Here is a 19,268-nt window from a genome sequence, read left to right on the forward strand (position 1 = left end):
GAGTGGGGTCGGGTCTGGCGATGCTGGCGTCATCGGTTCGCCTTCAGCGAGGTCTGCGGCTTCGTCGCGTTCGCGGCGTCGGCGCCGAGCGGCCTCTGCTTTGCAGCGAGGGGTGCAGTAGGTGTGCCGGGCCGCCGCATTGCGGTTGACCTGGAATGACGTCCAGCAAATGGGGCACTCCCGAAATTCAACCAGCACGTCCGGTCACCCCTTTGCGGAGGTTGTCGGCGTGGGACTGGTGAGAGCGGAGCCGGTAGGACGGTCCGTCGATGCCGACCACGGCGGCGCGGTGAAGGAGCCGGTCGAGCATCGCGGCGGCAACGGTCGCGTCGCCGAAAGCGCCGGCCCAGTCGGCGATACCGACGTTGGTCGTGAGGATCGTGCTCGACTTCAGATACCTCTGGTTGATCACCTGGAAGAGGGCCGAAGCGCCATCGCCCGGCAGCGGGAGATAGCCGAGCTCGTCGATCACGAGCAGGCGGGGGCCGGCGAAGAACCGCATGATGCTCGACCAGCGGCCTTCGAGGGCGGCCTTGTGGCACTTGGCGGCAAGTTCGGCGGCGGTGGTGAAGTAGACGCGGTGGCCGGCGTCGACCGCGGAGCGGGCGAGTGCGACGGCCAGCATCGTCTTGCCGACGCCGGGCGGGCCGACCAGCAGCACGTTGGAGGCGTTGTCGAGGAACCGCAGGGTGGCCAGGTCGCGGATGAGTTTCTCGTCGACGCCGGGCTGGGCTGCGAAGTCGAAGTCGTTCAAGGTCCACGGTTCTGGCAGGCAGGCGAACCTCAGCCGGGAGGAGAGTTTGCGGGCCTCGGTCGCCTCGACTTCGATCTCGAGGAGTTTCTCCAGGGCGGTGGTGAGGGTCATCCGCTCGGCGCGGGCCTGGTCCAGGACGCGGGGAAGGGCTTCGGCGGCGTCGTTAAGTTTCAGATAGGACAGGTGTCCTCGCAGCTGCTGGTAGCGGCGGGCCTCGCTCATCGGCATGGTGTCACTCACTCTCACGCTCCTGGTCTTCGTGGGTGGGGGCCTGCCGCAGCCGGTCGGCAACGGCGGCGTAGTGGGACAGGTCGATCACGACCCGGTTCGCGACGTCCGATTCGGGGCGGCCGCGAAGCTTTTCGGCTTCCGCTTGGGCCGCGGCCGACGGGGGCCGGCGGACCTTGGTGCGGCAGGGTGCCTTGTCGGAGAACGAGGCGAGTACGGCTCGTTCGAGGGCGATGACGTGTCCGGCGTCCCGGATGGTCTGTCCGGCCCCGTCCGGTGCCCGGCGGTGGTGCGCGATGACCGCGCGGCCAGCGGTGACCACATGCAGGTCGTCCTCGCCGAGCCGGATCCGGACGGTGACGTGGGCGCCGGTCAGCCCGGGCGGGACGGAGTAGTGGTTGCCGGCGAAGGAGGCGAGTCCTTGCGCGCTGACGACGTGGGTCTGCTCCAGCTCGGCGGGGAACGGACGGGTCGGCAGGTCCAGCAGCGGCTCGGCCTCGGCGAGCGCGCCGACTGTGGTCGAGGCTCCATCAAGCTTGCGTTTGCGGCTGTCCATCTGGACGGCCAGCTTGTCGATGCCGTTCTGGCCTGCCTCGATGTTGATGCCGTCGGGGACGGTTCGCCACCAGCGTTGGGCTGCCGAGTGGTTGGCCTTCTCGACGACGCCCTTGCGGTTGCCCCGCCGCGGCGGGCAGATGTCGACGCCGGCTCCGTAGTACTTCGCGACGGCAGCGAAGGTCGGCAGGACCCGTCCCGTCGGCGGGTGGCAGACGGTGGCCATCCGGTCGAACCGCCACCTCCGGGCGGTTCCGCCCAGGCGCCGCAGCACTGCGTCGATGGACTGAACCAGGTGCGGGAAGGTCTCTGCCTTGGCGAGCACGGCCCGCCATCGCCCCGAGTGAGCCAGGGCACCGACGAGGAGATGCGCGTTGGCACCGACGCCCCACTCCGCGGGCGGGTCCGGGAGCTCGACCCAGTCGAACTGGATCTCTTCGCCCGGAGGATGCGCGATGATCGCCACGTCTCGGCCGCTCGAAGCCCGGCATGGTTCGCAGTGCGGACGTGTTTTGTATCGCCGCAGGGCTCGCGTGAACGTGGAGTACCCGCCTGCATAGCCGAGTTCCACCACTTCGTCGAAGAGCGTCGAGGCCCACAAATGAGGGTCATCGCTCAACCGTTGGCGGCAGTACTCCAAGAAGGGCATGAACGCGTCCGGCGACTGGCGGCGATAGCCGGAGACTCGCTCGCCATTCAGATAGGCGCGGATCGTCTTGCGGTCGTGCCCCAGGTGCCGGGCGATCGCCGAGATCGACCAGCCCTGGCGACGCAATGCGTGAGCATCCACGTCTTCCTCCCAGGTGAGCATCCAGGGCCCTTCAAACAGGCCGAACTCCGTGCTCACGCAGGCTCTCCACGACACGCCGACACCAGTTCGACACGCCGACAAGGATCACGCAAAGGGTGGGGAGATTACCTGAGCAGGTTTGGCCAGCTGAAGAGCGGCACCTGAGGACATCAAAGAGCGCCATCAGAGCCGGTCGGAGCTACCGAACACAGACATGTCTCCACCGGTAGCGGCGATGAACTCGGCGCCCAGCGTCATGCCGATGCCGGGCATGCTGGTGATCACCTCTGCGTCGGGATGCTCCCGGAACCGGGCCTCGATCTGGGCTTCGAGCTCCGAGATTTCCTCGTCGAGGGCCGGCACCGCCGCGGCCAGCGTGTGGACCATCCGCGCGCAGGTCCTTTCCCCGGGAACGACGGTGAACTGGGCTTCTCCGGCGGTCACCGCGGCCCCGGCCGTGCTCCTGGCAGCGGTGCTGGTGCGCACGCCGTGGTTCTTCAACCAGGTCGTGAGCCGCGACCGGCCGATCCTTCGCAGGGCTGCCGGGGTTTGGTAGCCGGCCAGCGAAATCAGCGCGCTCTTGGAGGTGCTCAGATCGAAGGCACGCTCCAGGGCGGGGAAGTACTCCAGCAGCTGCGCGCGGAGGCGGTTGATCGCGCGAGCGCGGTCGGCCGCGATGCCGGTCCGGCGCGCGGTCAGAATCCGCAGGTCTACTGCGATCTCACCGAGCTCCTGCAGAGGCTGCAGGTCACGGCGCATGCGGGCGGTGTCGGCGATGATGAACGCGTCCTGCGCGTCCGTCTTCCCGCTGCCCCGGTAGGCCGCTGAGGCGTGGTGCACGGTCCGGCCGGGGATGCAGAGCAGCTTCTGGCCGTGGCTGACCAGCAGCGCGATCCACAAGGAGGCCGGGCCTTGACCCCGAATACTGGACACGGGTTATGCGGCTTGGGCCAGCGTAGTTGATGGTGTTGTGGCTGCTGTTTCGTAGGCGATGGGGCTGCGGTGTCCAAGGCGGGAGTGACGGCGCCGGGTGTTGTAGCGGTGGAGCCACCGGAATGCGTCGAGGCGGGCTTCGCGCTCGCTGGGCCAGGACTTTCTGCCTTGGAGTGTTTCCCGTTTGAAGGCTGCGTTGAAGGACTCGGCGAGTGCGTTGTCCGCGCTGGACCCGATCGTGCCCATGCTCTGGATCACCCCTGCTGACCTGCAGGCTTCGGCGAATGCCCGACTCACGTATTGCGCGCCGTGGTCGGTGTGCATGATCGCACCGGCGAGGCTGCCGCGGGTTCGCTGGGCGGCGGCCAGGGCGTCGGTGACGAGCTCGGTTCGCATGTGCTCCGCGAGTGCCCAGCCGGCCAGACGCCGTGAGGCGAGGTCGATGACGGTGGCCAGATACAAGAACTTCCCGCCTTCCAAAGGGAGATACGTGATGTCACCGACGTACTTACTGTTCACCGTGTCGGCCGTGAAGTCCCGTTTGATCATGTCGGGGGTCTTCGCGGCCGCCTCGTCCGGGATCGTGGTGCGGTGTCTGCGACGCAGCCGCACTCCTTGCAGATTGATGCTTCGCATCACGCGGGCGATCCGCTTGTGGTTGACATGTTCGCCGTCCGCGCGGAGCTCGGCGGTGATCCTGGGAACGCCGTAGGTGCCATCCGATTCGAGGTGCACGGCCCGTATCCGGGCTGCGAGGCGGGCGTCGGCCGCCTGGCGGGCGGCCCGGTCGGGGGCTGTCGCGCGCCAGTGGTAGAAGCTGGAGCGGGCGATACAGAGGATGGTGCACAGCCGCTTCACGCCGAAGCGGCGCTGATGGTCGGCGACGAACTGGAAGCGGTTCACCAGCGCGTCTCCCCGGCGAAATACTTCGCCGCCTTCCGCAGGATCTCGCGTTCCTCCTCCAGCTCACGGACCTTCTTGCGCAAAGCGGCGTTCTCCGCCTCCAGGGGCACCGGTGGCCGGGCCGGTTCCTCCGCCCGGTGACCGCGGGGACGGCTCGCGCCGCCCGCCCGGATCCAGTTGCGCAGCGTCTCGGGGTTGATCCCCAGATCAGCGGCGATCTGCCTGATCGTCGCTCCGGGCCGCGACTGGTACAGCGCGACAGCGTCCGCCTTGAACTCCGGCGGATAGTTCTTCATGACCACGAGATGTCCGTCCTCAGATCCACAGGATCCAGTCTCTCGTGTGTCCAAGATCAGGGGTCAAGGCCCGCCCCGCCGGCGTTCAGGTCGACGGACCAGGTGACCGGGCCGCCGTCGGCTATCCCCAATACGTCACCAAGGAGTTCGAGCAGTTCAGCCTCGCTGTTCGGCACACGCCGCGACAGCAGCGTCGTCCCGTTGGCGTCGATGACCGTGCACTGGTGCTCGGCCTTCCCCGCGTGGTGATCACCGACAAGCTGAAGTCCTACGGTGCCGCGCACCGTGAGGTGATGCCGTCGGTGGAGCACCGCTCCCACAAGGGGCTGAACAACCGGGCGGAGAACTCCCACCAGCCCACCCGGCAGCGCGAACGCGCCATGAAAGGCTTCCGCAGCGTGGGCGGAGCGCAGCGGTTCCCGTCCGCGTTCACCGGCATCTCACCCCACTTCAGACCCGGACGCCACCTCATGACCGCGAGCCGCCACCGCTTCGAGATGACCCTCCGCCTCGCCCTCTGGAACCACATCGCCGGCAACACCAGCCTGCCCATCACCGCCTGAGCAACAGGCCAGCCGACGACCTCTTCCTGCCCTCAGCCGATCACACCACCAACAACGTGACAACGCCCACGCGGGCTCTCCTACTCGCTGGTTCATGTCTCTCGTTTGGCTCGGGTTCAGGCGCGGGGATTGAACGGGTCGGCGATGCGGTTTCCCGTGTCGATCCACACGGTTTTGATTTCGGTGTACTCGTTGACGGCCTCAATGCCGTTTTCCCGTCCCAGACCGCTCTCTTTGAACCCGCCGAAGGGCGCGACGTAGTTCGTCTTGCGGTAGTTGTTGATCCAGACGGTGCCGGCCCGCAGGCGCCTGGCCATGCGGTGGGCGCGGGCGACGTCGGTGGTCCAGACACCGGCGGCCAAGCCGAACGGCGTGTCGTTGGCGATCTCAACCGCATGGTCCTCATCGCGGAACGGGATGAGGACCACGACCGGGCCGAAGACTTCTTCGCGAGCGATCCGCATGTCGTTGGTGACACCGGAGAAGACGGTCGGCTCGACGAAGAGGCCCTTCGCCAGCGCCGGGTCATCCGGGCGCTTACCGCCGGTCAGCAGGGTGGCGCCCTCCTTCTGGGCGATCTCGATGTAGTCCAGGACCTTGCGATGCTGGGACAGGCAGGCGACCGTGCCCATCTCGGTCTCCGGGTCGAGCGGGTCGCCGATCTTGATCTCCTTGGTGCGTTCCACCAGGGCTGTCGCGAACTCGTTGTACACGTCCTGGTGCACCAGGACCCGCGAACCCGCCATGCAGGTCTGTCCGGTGGCCGCGAAAACACCTGCCAGGACACCGTTGACGGCGTTGGACAGGTCGGCGTCGGGGAAAATGATGTTGGGCGACTTGCCGCCGAGTTCCAGCGAGACGCGCGCCAGCCGTTCCGCGGCGGTGACGGCGATCGTCTTGCCGACCGAGGTGGAGCCGGTGAAGGCGATCTTGTCGATTCCGGCATGCCGGGTGAGGGCGGCTCCGGTGGAGCCCCCACCGGTGACGATGTTCACCACCCCCTCGGGGAAGCCTGCCTCGGTGATGAGTCGGCCGAGGATGAGGGTGGAGACCGGGGTGACCTCGGACGGCTTGATCACCATGGTGTTCCCGGCGGCCAGCGCGGGGCACAGCTTCCACAGCAGCAAGGCCAGGGGGCTGTTCCACGGGGTGATGGCCGCGACGACACCGATGGGTTCACGCACGGTGAAGACGTGCATATTGGGGACGCTGCTCGCGAGCGTCTGACCGTGCATGGTCTCGGCGACCCCGGCATAGAAGTAACAGTGCCCGGCCAGTGCGCGCGTCTGCCCCGCGACCTCGCGGATGAGCTTGCCGTTCTCCAGGACCTGGACACAGGCGAGGTCGTCGGCACGCTCGGTGATCAGATCACCGAGGCGGCGGAGCAGGGCCGCTCGCCGGGACGGCGGCGTGGTCGGCCACGGGCCGCTGTCGAAGGCGGCGCGAGCGGCGCGGATGGCGGCGTCCACGTCATCCTCGCCCGCCAGCGGGACGTCGGCCCAGTGGCTTCCGTCAAACGGGTTGATCGAGTCGAAGCGCCGGCCGTCGGCGGCATCGGTCCAGCTGCCGCCGATCAGCATCTGGTAGTGCTCGCGGCCGTCCGGTCCGGTCGGGGTGGGGGGCTGGGTCGGGCTACCGGTCGTCATGATCTGTGTCGCTTTCAAGGAGTGTGGCCTGATACAAGCGGCTCGTTATAGTTAGGCCGTGCCTTCGCCGGGCACTGCGGCCAGGGCATCCGCCGTACTGTCGGCGGGGCTGGGCCCGTGATGGCGAGGGCCGGACCGGAGCACGCCTCGGATGGCGACCAGTGAAATTAGTGCGGCGAGAACCATCATGACCCCGAGGGGCCACCACCGGGTACCGGTCGGGCCGGCCTCGGCTATGAGCGGGGTGGGTGCGCTGAAGACGAGGCCGCCGAGCGCGTTGCTGAGGGAGATGAGGGCGGCCGCGGTGCCGTAGATGAAGAAGTCGAACCATTCGATGGTGGTGTGCCGACGAGGCTGGCCAGCGCGGCGCGGCGTGCGGTCGCTGCTGGGAAGTGCGGGGTCGCAGGACGTGGGGTCATCGTCTCCTCATTCCTTCGTGCCGGGTCTGGGTGCGGGGGCAGGGGTTTGTCCGGTCGTCGGCTTAGTGGACGGGTGGGCGGCGGTGCGGGCGGCCGCCTGCTCACCGGCGATGCGGCCGAAGACCAGTGCGCGCAGGACCGAGGTCGCGCCAGGGTAGGCGTGGTGATAGATACCGGCGACTTCACCGACCGCGTACAGGCCGGGGACGGGCGTGCCCTTCTCGGTCAGGACCCGGGCCTTGGCGTCGGTGCGCAGTCCACCGAAGGTGAAGGTGATCGCGCAGGTCACCGGCCAGGCAACGTACGGTGGCTCGTCGATGGGTCGGGCCCAGTTGGATTTGGGCGGCTCGATTCCTGTGGTGGCGATGCCGTCGAGCTGGGTGATGTCGAGGTCGCCGGGCACGGCGGCGGCGTTGTATGTGTCCACGGTTGCGCGCACGGCGGCGGGGTCGATGTCGAGGCGGGCCGCGAGCGCTTCGAGGGTGGGGGCGGTCTCTGGTGACCTGTCGGTCAGTACGGCGCGGTCGATGTCGTGCCGCATGAGCTTCTGGTCGGCGATCAGGAAGGCGAACTGATCGGCCTCGTGCCAGATCCTGTAGGCCACCTCTTCGAAGGTGTTGTCCGGGGTGTCGGCGCCTTCGTCGAGGAAGCGCTGCCCTCGGTGGTCGACGAGGATGCCGTAGGGGTAGGCCATGACGAGCGCCTCGGCGGTGCGGGTCCGGGGGTCGATCGGTTCGCCGTGGAACCGGTCGAACTGCCCGTCGGTGTCCGCCCCGACCTGCATTCCCATGACGATGCCCTCGCCCTGGTTGGCCCTGCCGCCGGGGGTGATGGTGGGCAGATCCGGTCCGTGCTCGCCGAGGTGTTCCCGCAGTAGCTCCGCGCTTCCTTCGAAGCCTCCACAGGCGAGAACGACGGTGGTGGCCCGCCATGCCCGTTCCTCGCCAGTGGCGTCCGTGCCGACCACGCCGCAGACGGCTCTGTCGTCCTGGCGGAGGGCCCTGGCGGTCACCTCGTATTCGATGATGCCGCCGAGTTCGGCGATGCGGCCGCACAACCGGTCGACGATGGCCCCGCCCCCTCCGGCAGGCATGAGGCGGGGACCCTTGGAGGTGAGGAAGTACGTCGGGCCGGAGGTGGTTTCGACGCCTTGGGTGTGCAGCCACTCCACAGTGGGCTTCGCGTGCTCGCTGAGGGTGCGGATGATCTCCTTGTCAGTCCGGCCGCGGCTGAGCTCGTGCATCCGCTCCTCGAAGTCCGGCGCCGGAGTCCCATCCGGCTGCAGGCGGAAGAACGAGCCCGTCCATGCTGTGTTCCCACCGCGTCGCTGGCGTGATGTGCGTTCCAGGACGACGACGCTCGCACCTGGCGCGGCTTCCAGAAAACGCACGGCCGTGGCCAGACCGCCAGCGCCGCACCCGACGACCACAAGATCAACTTGGATTTCGTTCACTGTCTCTGCCCTTGTGTGTTGCATGCCTCGCAGATGCGACCAGCCAGCGGTTTCAATAAACCATTTCCGTGGGAGCTGTGTTCGGCTCGCCCTCATAGAAGCACGGGCGACAGCCCCACACAACCCACCAGGCGGTGTCGCCAAACCGTTTTTCGGTTTACGATGTCGGCGTGACCACAGACGAGAAGACCCCGACCGACGCCCGGACCGAGGGGGTCCGCAGCGTCGTCCGCGTTGCCGAGCTGCTGCAGCTCTTCGACGCCCACCACCCGACACGGCCCCTGCGGGACCTGGTGGAACTGACAGGCCTGCCCAAGACGACGGTCGTCCGGCTCCTGGCGACGCTGACGTCACTCGACCTGATCACTCCCACTGGCGAGATGGTCTACGGCCTCGGAGCCGGATTCCTGCGCTGGGTCAGGCTGTCCCAGCGCCTGTGGGAGGTGAACGCCGAGACCCGCGCAGTGATGCGCGATCTGGTGGACGAGTGCGGCGAGACCGTCAACATCTACGTCCGCCAGGACACCGACCGCATCTGCGTCGCCCAAGAGGAGGGCACCGCGACCGTGCGCAGCATCGTGGAGGTCGGCGTCCCCATGCCGCTCACTGCAGGGGCAGCAGCCAAGGTGCTCCTCTGTGACACCCCTGCCGCCGTGTTCGACGAACTCGCAGCGAAGGAGGAACAAGTGGACATGGACGCCCTCAAACGGCAGGTGGCCGCCGTAAACGAGACCGGCAACGCGGTGACACACGGCGAACGCGAGTTCGGAGCCTCAGCAGTCGCCGCCCCCGTCCGCGCCCAGGACGGCAGGGTCATCGCAGCCCTGTCCGCCAGCGGCCCCACCTCCAGGTTCACCGCCGAGCGGATCGTCGACTACATCCCGGCGGTCACCCGCGCCGCCGCGCGGATCACCGAGACCGGACTGGGCACCATGGAGGCGTTCCTGTGAGCCCGGCCCTCCTCGATGGCGTGCGCGTCCTCGACATGACCAACGTACTGTCCGGCCCATTCGCCGGTTACCAGCTCGCCCTCATGGGCGCCGACGTCATCAAACTGGAAGTGCCCGGCACCGGCGATCTGGCCCGCCAGCTCGGTGCGGACCCCCAACTCAGCAGCGAGAACCTGGGCGTATCGTTCCTGGCGCAGAACGCGGGCAAGCGCTCGGTCACCCTCAACCTGAAAAAGAAGCGGGGCGGCGAGGTCTTCGCGAAGCTCGTCGCTGAGGCGGACGTGCTGCTGGAGAACTTCCGTCCCGGTGTCCTCGAACGGCTGGGCTTCGGCTGGGACCGGCTGCGCGAGATCAACCCGCGCCTGGTGTATTGCGCGCTGTCGGGATTCGGCGCCGACGGCCCGATGCGGGAACGGCCCGCATACGACCAGGTGATCCAGGGCCTCTCGGGCACCATGAGCATCACCGGGACGCCGGACACGGCGCCGCTGCGCGTCGGCTACCCCTTTTGCGACAGCATCGGCGGCATCACGGCAGCCCTCGCTGTAGCCTCCGCTCTGCTACGCCAGCACCGCACGGGGGAGGGCGCCCGCCTTGACGTCTCCATGCTGGACGCCACCTTGACCTCCATGGGCTGGATCGTCTCGGACTACCTCATCGCGGGCCGCGAGCCGATGCCCATGGGAAACGAGAACAGGACCTCCGCCCCCTCAGGCACCTTCGACACCGCCGACGGCAAGCTCAACATCGCCGCCAACAAGCAGGAGCAGTTCGAGGCTCTCTGTGCCGTCCTCGATCAGCGGGAGCTGATCACCGACCCCCGGTTTGTCACCCGGGAAGCCCGCAAGACCAACCGCGACACGTTGCGCAAGGAGTTGGAGAAGACACTGCGGACGAAGTCCGCCGAGGATTGGGACGCGGTCCTGGTACCGGCCGGAGTCCCCGCCGCGCCGGTGCTGACCGTCCCCCAGGCACTGAGCTCGCCGCAGGTCAAGCACCGGCGGCTCACACACCGGGTACCCGCGCCGGCCTTGAATGGCCGCGAGCTGACACTGCTCGGCAGCGCGGCGCACGTCGACGGCGAGAGCCTGGCCCCGTCCGGGCCGCCGCCCCGACTCGGCGAGCACACCGACGAGGTTCTGCAAACGCTCGGCTACACCCCGGACGACATCGCCCGGCTGCGCGAGGAGGGAGCGGTATGAGCGGCTCGCCCCAGGACACGCCCACTACGGAGCAGGTCACCGGATGGTGGGCGACGGCCATCTCGGACATCAGCCCGGGAGTCATTCGCCTTCGCGGGTATCCCATCCAGCAGCTCATCCAGCACGCCTCGTTCGCCGACATGATCTGGCTCCTGCTGCGCGGCGAACTGCCCGACCCCCGCCAATCAGCGCTGCTGGAGACCGCGATGGTCGCCGCGGTGGACCACGGTCCTCAGGCCCCCTCGATCGCGGCGGCACGCATGGCGGCGACCTGCGGCGTTGGCCTCAACAGCGCCGTGGCGACGGGGGTCGGCCTCCTCGGTGATGTCCACGGCGGTGCCGGACAGCAGTGCATGGAGATCCTTACGGGCATCCGCGACCGCGTCGACAGCACCGGAACACCCATCGCCGACGCCGTCGGTGACCGCCTCGCCGAACTCCGCGCCGCAGGACGGTACGTTCCCGGCTTCGGACACCGGTTCCATCCCCGGGACCCACGTCGGGACCCGCTCATGGCAGCCCTCACCGACGGCGTGAAGAACGGTGTCGTCGCGGGAGCGTTCCAGGAAATCGGCTTGGAGATCGAACGACAGCTGGCGGCCGGGCGCCCCCGCCCCGTGCCCATGAATATCGACGGCGCGACCGCGATCATCTACAGCGAGCTCGGCTTCGCCCCCGATCTCGGCCGCGGCCTGTTCGTCCTGTCGCGCGCAGTCGGCGTCCTGGCGCACGCCTGGGAGGAGAAGGAGCAGGGGCGACGCATCAAGGGCCCCATTCCCCCGCCGCTCCTCCCCACCTATCGCGGCGCCGGAACACGCGACGTGCCCACCGGCCGATGACACCCCTTGTGTCAATCTCACACCGCGAGAGCCAACGTTTGTGGTTCCGTGAAGCGCTGCATTCCGCCGCGTCGGTCGGGCTGGTAGGGCTCGTAGTTGAGCCAGCACCGGTGGATCACGCGGATCCAGGCACGGGCCAGGACACGGACGGGCCTTGACCCCTGATGTTGGACACACGAGACACTGGATCCTAAGGATTCGAGGACGGACATCTCGTGGTCATGAAGAACTTTCCGCCGGAGTTCAAGGCGGACGCGGTCGCACTGTACGTGTCGCGGCCCGAAGCGACGATCAGGTCGGTCGCCACCGGTCTGGGGATCAATCCGGAGACCCTACGGAACTGGGTGAGGGCTGCGGGGGCAAGTCGCCCACGGGGACACCGGACGCAGGAAGCGGCCCAGCCGCCGACCCCGCTGGAGGCGGAGAACGCGGCTCTGCGGAAGAAGGTCCGCGAACTCGAGGAGGAACGCGAGATCCTGCGCAAAGCGGCGAAGTATTTCGCCGGGGGAGACCCGCTGGTGAACCGCTTCCAGTGTGTCGCCGGCCTCCAGCGCCGCTACGGCGTGAAGCGGCTGTGCACCACCCTCGGTGTCAGCCGCTAGAGCTTCTACTACTGGCGCCGGACGGCCACGGACCGGGCCGCCCGGAAGGCGGCCGACGCCCGCCTAGCCGCCCGGATACGGGTGGTGCACCAGGAATCGGACGGCACCTACGGAGCCCCAAGAATCACCGCCGGGCTCCGCGAGACGAGCGGAGAGGCGGTCAACCACAAGCGGGTCGCCAGGAGCATGCGGGCTCTCGGGACCGAAGGGATCCGGTTGCGCCGGCGGCACCGCACCACCGTCCCCGACCCCGCCGCGGCCAAGGCTCCGGACCTGATCGGCCGCGACTTCACCGCGGGCGAGCCGGACACGGAGTACGTCGGCGACATCACCTAACTGCCCATCGACGGCGGGAAGTTCTGCTACCTGGCGACCGTCATCGACCTCGCCTCGCGCCGCCTGGCCGGCTGGGCGATCGCCGACCACATGCGCGCGGACCTCGTCACCGATGGCCTGGCGGCGGCGATCCACACCCGCGGCAGCCTCGCCGGATCGATCATGCACACCGATCACGGAGCCCAGTACACGAGCCGGGCCTTCGCCGAAGCATGCAGGTCAGCAGGGGTTCAGCGAAGCATGAGCGCGGTCGGGTCCAGCGCGGACAACGCACTCGCCGAGTCCTTCAACGCGGCCTTCAAACGCGAGACCCTGCAAGGACGAAAGAGCTGGCCAACCGGCAACTCAAATAGTTCCGGCTCAATATCCGTCCGTCGCTTGCCAGAATGCATCAATTCGCGCGTTAAACGCTTCCGGCGATTCCTGGAAAGGCCGGTGTGCCTCGCCTTTCAATACTTCGAAGGCCGCTCCCGGAATTTTCTCAGCTACTACCCGTCCGAACCGGGGGGGCGTGACTATGTCCAGATCGCCAGCTAGGACGAGAGTGGGTGCCGCGATCCTTGACAAGCGCTCGAGAGTATCGTTTCCCGTGAATGCCTCCAGCTGACGCTGGAAGTCTTCAGGCGATTGGGGGTGAGGAGACTGCAGCATCTCATGGATGACCCGCTCAACAGTACCGTCGTTGTGAGCGCGCGGCGTATATATCCACAGCAGCAACGCTTCCAGCATGGCTCGCTCATCCGGTGCCTCCGTCGCAAGCCAACGCCAGAACCGGATCACCGAAGCCAGGTATGCGTCCTCACGAGCCCATGTGCTTACAAGCACGAGGCTCCGGACAAACTCGGGGTGCCGCAACGCAAGCTCCTGTGCGACCATGCTGCCGCCCGAAAAGCTCGCGACATGGGCGTTCTTCACGTCGAGCGCCTTGAGAATTCCCATGGCATCGTCTGCCATCATAGCCAGCGACAGCTGCTCGTCCCGTAGCGGGGTGCGTCCTGTGCCTCGATTGTCGTAGGCAATCATCCGGTACCGCCCGGAAAGGCCATCCATCTGAGCTTGCCATGCCTCGGCGGGATCGCCTAGCCCCGCAATCAGCAGCACCGTCGGCCCTTCGCCTCGGGTCTCCACCCTGATTTCTGTCCCATTGACATCGACGAGTTCATCCATGAGATGCACCTCCACCACCCATCATTACCCGTATCACCCTCGCGCGCCCACCAGGTCGCGTCCAGAAAGTGGTGTAAAAGGCGACGAGCGGTTCGCGGGCCGTGCGACCGTGGAGTGGTCCGCGCCCGCGCTCGGTGACGCGGGCATTCTGACCGAGGTCCGGGAGACTGCGTTCACCGTCCGCGTGGTCGAGATGCAGGCCCTGGGCGTCCTGTGACCGGCTGTGGTGAGTGCTGTCGGCGGCACTCACCACACCCCCGGCCCCGGCCGTGACCTATCGCGGTGGCCGATGGCGAGAGCCGGTGCCACGCTGCCCACGAGCACGTCCAGGGCGTCATTCCCAAATTTGGGAATGACCCCGATGGCTCCACCGGACCGCGGTCTCGCCCGGCTCCGCGTCGGCGGAAGCCGACGCGGGGCGAACAGCCCCTCCGGCTCCTTCGACTCGCCCGGCTCCGCGTCGGCCGCCGGCAGCGCGCCGCTTGCGGCCGGTACTCGGCCAGGTTCTCCACGGCCGCGGCCCCTCACGCTGCCTGCGCCCACTGCTCCGCAAGCGGCGCAGCCGCGCAACGCTGCGGCTGCGCCGCTTGCGCCACGCGACCGCCGAAATTCCTGCCTGCTGGGCCGCAGACCGGGACTCCTCACGTACTTCGGCCGCGATCCGGCGCACCCGCGCCTGTGTCAGCAAGCCCTTCTGCACGCCCCACAGCAGCAGCTCGGCCAACTCGGCCTGCGCCGGATCCAGCTCCCCGGGGGAGCCCGCGAGCCCAACGGCTACGGCCTGCTCCGCCAGGGCGTTGCGGCAGGCGATCTCCGCGACGTTCTCGGCACCTTGACGTTCAGCCAGCGCCGGATCCCACGCCAGCCCCCGAGGGTCGTCGTCCCGCAGCTCCCGGCTCGCGCGGTGCGTCACGTCCGGCCCGACTCACACGGAACTCGTCCTCACTCCCAAGGGCCCTCGGGTGATCGAAACCCACCTCCGCATGGGAGGCGATGAAATACCCCAGCTCATCCACGATGCCACCGGCATCGACCTCCCCGGCTACGTAGCCAGGCAAAGCGCCGGCATCGACGTCCTTGACCACCTCAGAACCCAAGCAACCCAAACCAACCCCGCGCGCCATGCCGCCATCTGGTTCGCAAGCCCGCCTGCCTCCGGACTCCTCACGTCCATCGATGGCATCGACGAAGCCCGACAAACCCATGCAGTCACCAGCATTCAACTGCTCGTTGATCCCGGAACCCGCCTTAGCTCCCTGGACTCCAGCACGTCCCGGCTTGCCTTCGTCCGAGCCACCGCGCCCACAGGTAACCAGGCGCTGGAAGCCGTCAGGCAAGCCATTGCCTGCCTCACCTTCAGCATCCGCATGCAAGCACTTGAGGAAGAGACCATCTGAGACCGGCAGAGACGGCCCGTTAGACCGTCGCCTGGCCGATTCAGAGGCTGCGAGGGCGCCGAGCGCGACCGCCGACGGCGTCACGGTGGCCACCGCTACGAGCGCACCGCAGCCGGGAAGCCGGGCGAGCGCCCGAACCTGGCGCCCACGTGTGCCGGGACACGGTAGATGTCACCAGAGTGAGGTAGCGGACTGCGCTTTTACGACGACCGGGACACGGTAGTTGTCACCAGTTGGCCAAGCTTGTTGTCACCTCTGGTACGCGGTCAGTCGTGTTGTCACCAGATCCGGAGATCTCTCCCGATCTTGTGTGGTTCGGCGGTTGGCTGAGTGCATGGAGGACGGACGACTGTCTGGCATGCGTGCCGGCATGGCTGCGGCGCCTCTCGACGGGGGGTTGTGGTCGCACGACTGTGGCTGGGCTGATCTTCTGGTTCCGGTGTCGCTGGTCGACGGCCTGGACAAGCTGGATCTCGCTGAGGGGTGGGCCAGCAGATGGACCGCGACATGGTCGTCGGGTGGTGATCCGGTGTCCTGTGTGGTGCGAGACCTGGCTCAGACATCGGTCCTGGACGGTGGCCCGACTCGCTGGTTTTCGTGGCGGCGGTCCCAGCGTCACCGTCCTGGCCTGCACTTCCTTGTCAGTACGGGGCGGCATCACGGTGCCGAGAGTCTCGAAGAGGCCCGCGTCTTGCTCGCCCTGGACTTTGCCGGCGGCTTGGTCGATGTGATCGCGCAGCCGGTGAAGTTCAGATTTGATGCGGGCGGGAAGCGTCGGGAACACACCCCGGACTTCCTCGCCGTGACCCTGGCGGGCGTCTGGCTGGTCGATGTCCGGCCGAAGGCGCTGATCAAGGGATCAGACCTGGAGGCGTTCGCCGCGGCTGCGGAAATCGCGTTGGCCTGCGGCTGGCACTACGTGGTTGCCGTTCAGTGGCGGGAGAACGTCGTGGCGGCGGTGGATGCGTTTTCCTCCCAGCGACGGGCTCTGAGCGACCCGCTTGGGCTGAGGTTGGGCCTGCTTGAAGCCGCTCGGCAGGGCGGGACGTTCGGAGAGCTGGCGGATGCGACGCCGTTTCCGCCAGTGGCCCGGGCTCAGCTGCTGCACTTGCTCTGGCACCGCCAGGCGGGCATCGATCTGCGCAGGCCCTTCGGCGACCAGTCGTTCGTCATCCGTTCCACAGGGCCGGATTCGTGACGGCGGCGCGGGTGCTGGATCTGTCCCCCGGCGCCGGGCTGGTGCTGGACGGGAGCGAGTGGACCGTCGAACGACGTGAGCCTGAGCTGGGCCGGGTCCAGCTTGTTGCCCTGGATGGGGTCCGTCAGCGGGTGAGCTTCCGGTTCCTGGCGAATCACCCGGACTGTCGCTCCTCGTCACGGACGTCGGCAACGGGGGCCGACAGGGGCCGGCAGACGAAGACGCTGCAGGACCTCGGGCCTGGCAAGCGGGAGTTGTCTGCGTTGAGGCTGGCCCATCTGCTGGAGGTGGCGACGGGGTTTCGCAGCGGGGATCCGCTGCGGCCGGGCCCGGGTGAGCCCAAGCCTGAGTACGACCCCGCGAGAACGACGCTGACCAGCCGGCGGTTGTCGAAGGTGGCCGAGCTGGAAGCCATGGACCGGCAGCAAGCGAGGCTGCTGGGTCTGGACCGGGTCGGCTATCGCACGCTGATCCGCTGGGATCAGGATCGCCGCCGGTTCGGCCTGATCGGCTGTGCTGACGACCGGTGGCTGCGGGAGAGTGGTGGGCATCCGAGCGTCAGCGAGGCGGTCCGCGAGGCGATCTTCGCCGTCCGGCAGGAGACGCTGCACCGCTCGAGGGTGAGCATGCGGACCAAGGACCGCATGATCCGTCAGTACGTACGTGAAGTTCTGCACCTCGATCCGGTCAGGGACGTTCCGTCGTATCGGACGCTTTGCCGGGTCTGGAAGGAGTGGTTCGGGCCCGGCGGATCGCGGCAGCGGTATGCCCGGTCGGCCGAGCTGCCGGAGAAGAACGGGCATGTGTTGGTGCACCGTCCGGGCCAGGTCGTCGCGTTGGACACCACGGTGCTGCCGGTGATGGTTCGGGAGAGCGTGTTCGGCGAACCGGTGAAGGTCCACCTCACACTGGCGATGGATGTCCATACGCACTCGCTCTGCGCGTTCCGGCTCACGCTGGTGTCCGATACCTCGGTCGACGTCGCGATGCTGCTGAGGGATGTGATGCTGCCGCTGCCGATGCGGGACGACTGGGGCGAGGACCTGGAGTGGCCCTACCCCGGCTTGCCGGCGGCGGTGGTCGCCGAGTTCGCCGGCCACAAGGTCGCGGGGCTGCCGTTCTTCGCACCCGAGACAGTGACGACGGATCACGGGTCGGTCTATCGCAACCACCACCTGGTCGAGGTCGAGCGGGTGGTGGGCTGCAACATCCTTCCGGTCCGGGTGCTGCGGCCGACGGACAAGCAGACCGTCGAGCGGGCCTTCGGCTCGATCCGTTCACTGCTGTTCGAGCAGCTGCCCGGCTACACCGGCATCGACGCGGCCGACCGCGGAGCCGATCCGGAAGGTGACGCGGTGCTGACCATCGAGGAGATGGAGCACTTGATCGCGACGTGGATCGTGTCGGTCTGGCAGAGGCGGCGGCTGGGGGAGTACGCACCGAGCTGGGATCCGGGCGGGGACCACAGCCCGAACACCCTGTTCGCGGCGTCCTTCGCGCAGGCCGGGTTCGCGATGGACATCCCGTCGCCGGAGCTGTTCTACGAACTGCTGCCGGCCCACTACGTCGGCATCGACGCCCGGCGCGGGGTGAAGATCCGCGACCTTTGGTATGACGGTCCAGCCCTGGCGGACTACCGCGGCCGGCGGTCCACCCGTGGTGGCCGGCACAAGGGCAAGTGGGTGATCCGCCGCGATCCCCGGGACCGCCGGCGGGTGTTCTTCCAGGACCCGCTCACCCACTACTGGCACCCGCTGGACTGGACCGGGCTGCCGCCGGACGGCAAGGCCCCGGCCTTCGGGGACGCACGGGTACGCGAGCTGATGGCCAAGGTCCGTGCCGGCGGGATGCAGCCGAAGTCCGACCAGGAGCTGCTGCCGGTGCTACTGGAGCTGATCGGGCTGCGGGCTCCGGTCAGCGGCTGGAAGAGCCGGCGGAAGACGGAGCGGACCGAGCATGCCCGCGAGATGACCCAAGCCGCCGCGGCTCGAGCTGACCGGCCGCCGCAGGAGCCTGCCGCTGACCGGACTGAGGATGTCGTGGAAGCGGGTGCGGTGGTCACGCCGTTGCGCTGGAGCCAGCGGGCCAGGCAGGCCGAGCAGAGCATCGACACCCAGCGTCGGCACCGGCGCGAGCAGGCCGTCCGGCGCCGCCCGGCTCCACCGCCCGCGCTGGGCGAGTCGTCGGGCAGACGCGATCTGTTCCTCCTCCCGGAGGATGACGAAGAGGAGCCGCATGGCGGACCGCACGCAGGATGAGAGCGGCATCGTCCCCTTCCTCCGGTCCGGGCCGCCGCCTGACCGCACCACATGGGAAGGCTGGCAACAGTGGCGGCAGCAGCGCGGGCTGTTCGTTCCGGCGCCGCGGCTGTCCTTGGAGGAGTACGCGGCGCTGAGCCCCAGGCGGCGGGCGCTGAACGACCTGCACCGCACCGCCACCCACGTCAACATGGGGTTGCTGGAGACCCCCATGAGCGCGAAGGTCACCAAGCTGATGCGGGGCCGACTGAGGAACAACGCGCTGAACTTCGAGCCGGGCACCCGAGACGGCCTCATGATCAGCGGCGGCGGCTTCCTGGGAAAAACCGAGACCGCTTGCGCGGCGGCCGGGGCCTTCGAGGAGCTCTGGCGGGACCTGCACCGGCAGCTTCTGCCCGGGCCGGTCCCCGGCACACGCGACCTGTTCGTGCCGGTCGCCTACTGCCGAACACCAGTGCGGGCCACCCCCAAGGGGCTCTGCGCGGCCATCCTTGGCTTCTTCGGAGCCCCGCACGCCAAGACGCTCAACGGCATGATCCGGCAGGTCCGCGACTCGATCCGGGACCATCACACCACCGCGCTGCTGCTGGACGACATCACGCGGCTGCGGCTCCACCGCGAAGACGACCAGGACACTCTCGACCTGGTCCGAGAACTGATGGACCTCAACGTCACGCTGGTCCTCATCGGCGTCGACATCCCGAACTCGGGGCTGATCAGAGGCGGTCACGCAGACCCCCGCACGGGGCAGTGGGCGCTGGGTCCGGCCAAGGCCGGCA

The 19,268-nt window shown here is 68.1% G+C and carries 14 protein-coding genes and 2 pseudogenes; 8 read left to right on the forward strand and 8 right to left on the reverse strand.

Annotated features, from left to right (window positions below; genetic code table 11):
- Window positions 1–187: 187 nt before the first annotated feature.
- The 5 genes from istB to OG462_RS44895 all read right to left on the reverse strand — a co-directional run bounded on the left by istB (window position 188) and on the right by OG462_RS44895 (window position 4,812).
- Window positions 188–994 (reverse strand): IS21-like element helper ATPase IstB, encoded by an 807-nt coding sequence (gene istB, locus OG462_RS44875; RefSeq protein WP_244529887.1) that lies wholly within the window; start codon window positions 992–994, stop codon window positions 188–190.
- Window positions 987–2,384 (reverse strand): transposase, encoded by a 1,398-nt coding sequence (locus OG462_RS44880; RefSeq protein ID WP_406053432.1) that lies wholly within the window; start codon window positions 2,382–2,384, stop codon window positions 987–989. Before OG462_RS44880 ends, istB begins: the two co-directional genes overlap by 8 nt.
- 126 nt (window positions 2,385–2,510) lie before the next feature.
- A complete protein-coding gene (locus OG462_RS44885; RefSeq protein ID WP_406053430.1) occupies window positions 2,511–3,227 on the reverse strand; it encodes an IS110 family transposase in 717 nt (238 codons plus the stop codon).
- A 36-nt stretch (window positions 3,228–3,263) separates the two neighbouring features.
- Window positions 3,264–4,465, reverse strand: a protein-coding gene (locus tag OG462_RS44890) for an IS3 family transposase (RefSeq protein ID WP_406053589.1) whose coding sequence is annotated in 2 segments (ribosomal slippage) — window positions 3,264–4,180 and window positions 4,180–4,465 — 1,203 coding nt in all. Because the reading frame shifts where the segments join, the coding sequence is not laid out codon by codon here.
- A gap of 50 nt (window positions 4,466–4,515) precedes the next feature.
- Window positions 4,516–4,812, reverse strand: coding sequence for a transposase (locus OG462_RS44895; protein WP_406066260.1), 297 nt, complete (start codon window positions 4,810–4,812; stop codon window positions 4,516–4,518).
- On the opposite strand from OG462_RS44895, the pseudogene OG462_RS44900 reads away from it, so the two are divergent.
- Window positions 4,696–5,022 (forward strand): annotated as a pseudogene (locus OG462_RS44900) (DDE-type integrase/transposase/recombinase); the annotation flags it as partial. The gene OG462_RS44895 and the pseudogene OG462_RS44900 sit on opposite strands and share 117 nt — an antisense overlap.
- 116 nt (window positions 5,023–5,138) lie before the next feature.
- On the opposite strand, the gene OG462_RS44905 reads toward OG462_RS44900, so the two are convergent.
- Window positions 5,139–6,668 (reverse strand): aldehyde dehydrogenase, encoded by a 1,530-nt coding sequence (locus tag OG462_RS44905; protein ID WP_406053426.1) that lies wholly within the window; start codon window positions 6,666–6,668, stop codon window positions 5,139–5,141.
- A 426-nt stretch (window positions 6,669–7,094) separates the two neighbouring features.
- A complete protein-coding gene (locus tag OG462_RS44910) occupies window positions 7,095–8,636 on the reverse strand; it encodes an FAD-binding protein (RefSeq protein ID WP_406066262.1) in 1,542 nt (513 codons plus the stop codon).
- A gap of 74 nt (window positions 8,637–8,710) precedes the next feature.
- Here OG462_RS44910 and OG462_RS44915 point away from each other — a divergent pair, with 74 nt between their 5' ends.
- The 4 genes and pseudogenes from OG462_RS44915 to OG462_RS44930 all read left to right on the forward strand — a co-directional run.
- Entirely contained in the window at window positions 8,711–9,490 is a 780-nt protein-coding gene (locus OG462_RS44915; RefSeq protein WP_406053425.1) for an IclR family transcriptional regulator, read from the forward strand.
- Window positions 9,487–10,692: a CaiB/BaiF CoA transferase family protein gene (locus OG462_RS44920; RefSeq protein WP_406053424.1), complete on the forward strand. Its 1,206-nt coding sequence runs from the start codon at window positions 9,487–9,489 to the stop codon at window positions 10,690–10,692. Before OG462_RS44915 ends, OG462_RS44920 begins: the two co-directional genes overlap by 4 nt.
- On the forward strand, window positions 10,689–11,531 hold the full coding sequence (locus OG462_RS44925) for a citryl-CoA lyase (RefSeq protein WP_406053422.1): 843 nt from the start codon (window positions 10,689–10,691) through the stop codon (window positions 11,529–11,531). Before OG462_RS44920 ends, OG462_RS44925 begins: the two co-directional genes overlap by 4 nt.
- A 215-nt stretch (window positions 11,532–11,746) precedes the next feature.
- Window positions 11,747–12,829: pseudogene (locus tag OG462_RS44930) on the forward strand (IS3 family transposase); the annotation flags it as partial.
- Here OG462_RS44930 and OG462_RS44935 read toward each other — a convergent pair.
- Window positions 12,830–13,636: an alpha/beta fold hydrolase gene (locus OG462_RS44935; protein ID WP_406053420.1), complete on the reverse strand. Its 807-nt coding sequence runs from the start codon at window positions 13,634–13,636 to the stop codon at window positions 12,830–12,832.
- A 962-nt stretch (window positions 13,637–14,598) separates the two neighbouring features.
- Between OG462_RS44935 and OG462_RS44940 the strand changes: the two genes are divergently transcribed.
- From OG462_RS44940 to OG462_RS44950, 3 genes are all read left to right on the forward strand, one after another.
- Window positions 14,599–15,033, forward strand: coding sequence for a hypothetical protein (locus tag OG462_RS44940; RefSeq protein ID WP_406053418.1), 435 nt, complete (start codon window positions 14,599–14,601; stop codon window positions 15,031–15,033).
- A gap of 334 nt (window positions 15,034–15,367) precedes the next feature.
- Entirely contained in the window at window positions 15,368–16,231 is an 864-nt protein-coding gene (locus tag OG462_RS44945; RefSeq protein ID WP_406053416.1) for a TnsA-like heteromeric transposase endonuclease subunit, read from the forward strand.
- Window positions 16,228–18,489, forward strand: coding sequence for a transposase (locus tag OG462_RS44950; protein ID WP_406053414.1), 2,262 nt, complete (start codon window positions 16,228–16,230; stop codon window positions 18,487–18,489). Before OG462_RS44945 ends, OG462_RS44950 begins: the two co-directional genes overlap by 4 nt.
- Window positions 18,490–19,268: the final 779 nt, after the last annotated feature.

Source organism: Streptomyces sp. NBC_01077 (genome assembly GCF_045162855.1).
Taxonomy (GTDB): Bacteria; Actinomycetota; Actinomycetes; order Streptomycetales; family Streptomycetaceae; genus Streptomyces.

Excerpts from the sequence above, each read along its gene's own strand:
- OG462_RS44905 (WP_406053426.1), bottom strand. The coding sequence starts at position 6,668 with ATGACGACCGGTAGCCCGACCCAGCCCCCCACCCCGACCGGACCGGAC.
- OG462_RS44910 (WP_406066262.1), bottom strand. The coding sequence starts at position 8,636 with ATGAGGGCGAGCCGAACACAGCTCCCACGGAAATGGTTTATTGAAACC.
- OG462_RS44925 (WP_406053422.1), top strand. The coding sequence starts at position 10,689 with ATGAGCGGCTCGCCCCAGGACACGCCCACTACGGAGCAGGTCACCGGA.
- OG462_RS44935 (WP_406053420.1), bottom strand. The coding sequence starts at position 13,636 with ATGGATGAACTCGTCGATGTCAATGGGACAGAAATCAGGGTGGAGACC.
- OG462_RS44945 (WP_406053416.1), top strand. The coding sequence starts at position 15,368 with ATGGAGGACGGACGACTGTCTGGCATGCGTGCCGGCATGGCTGCGGCG.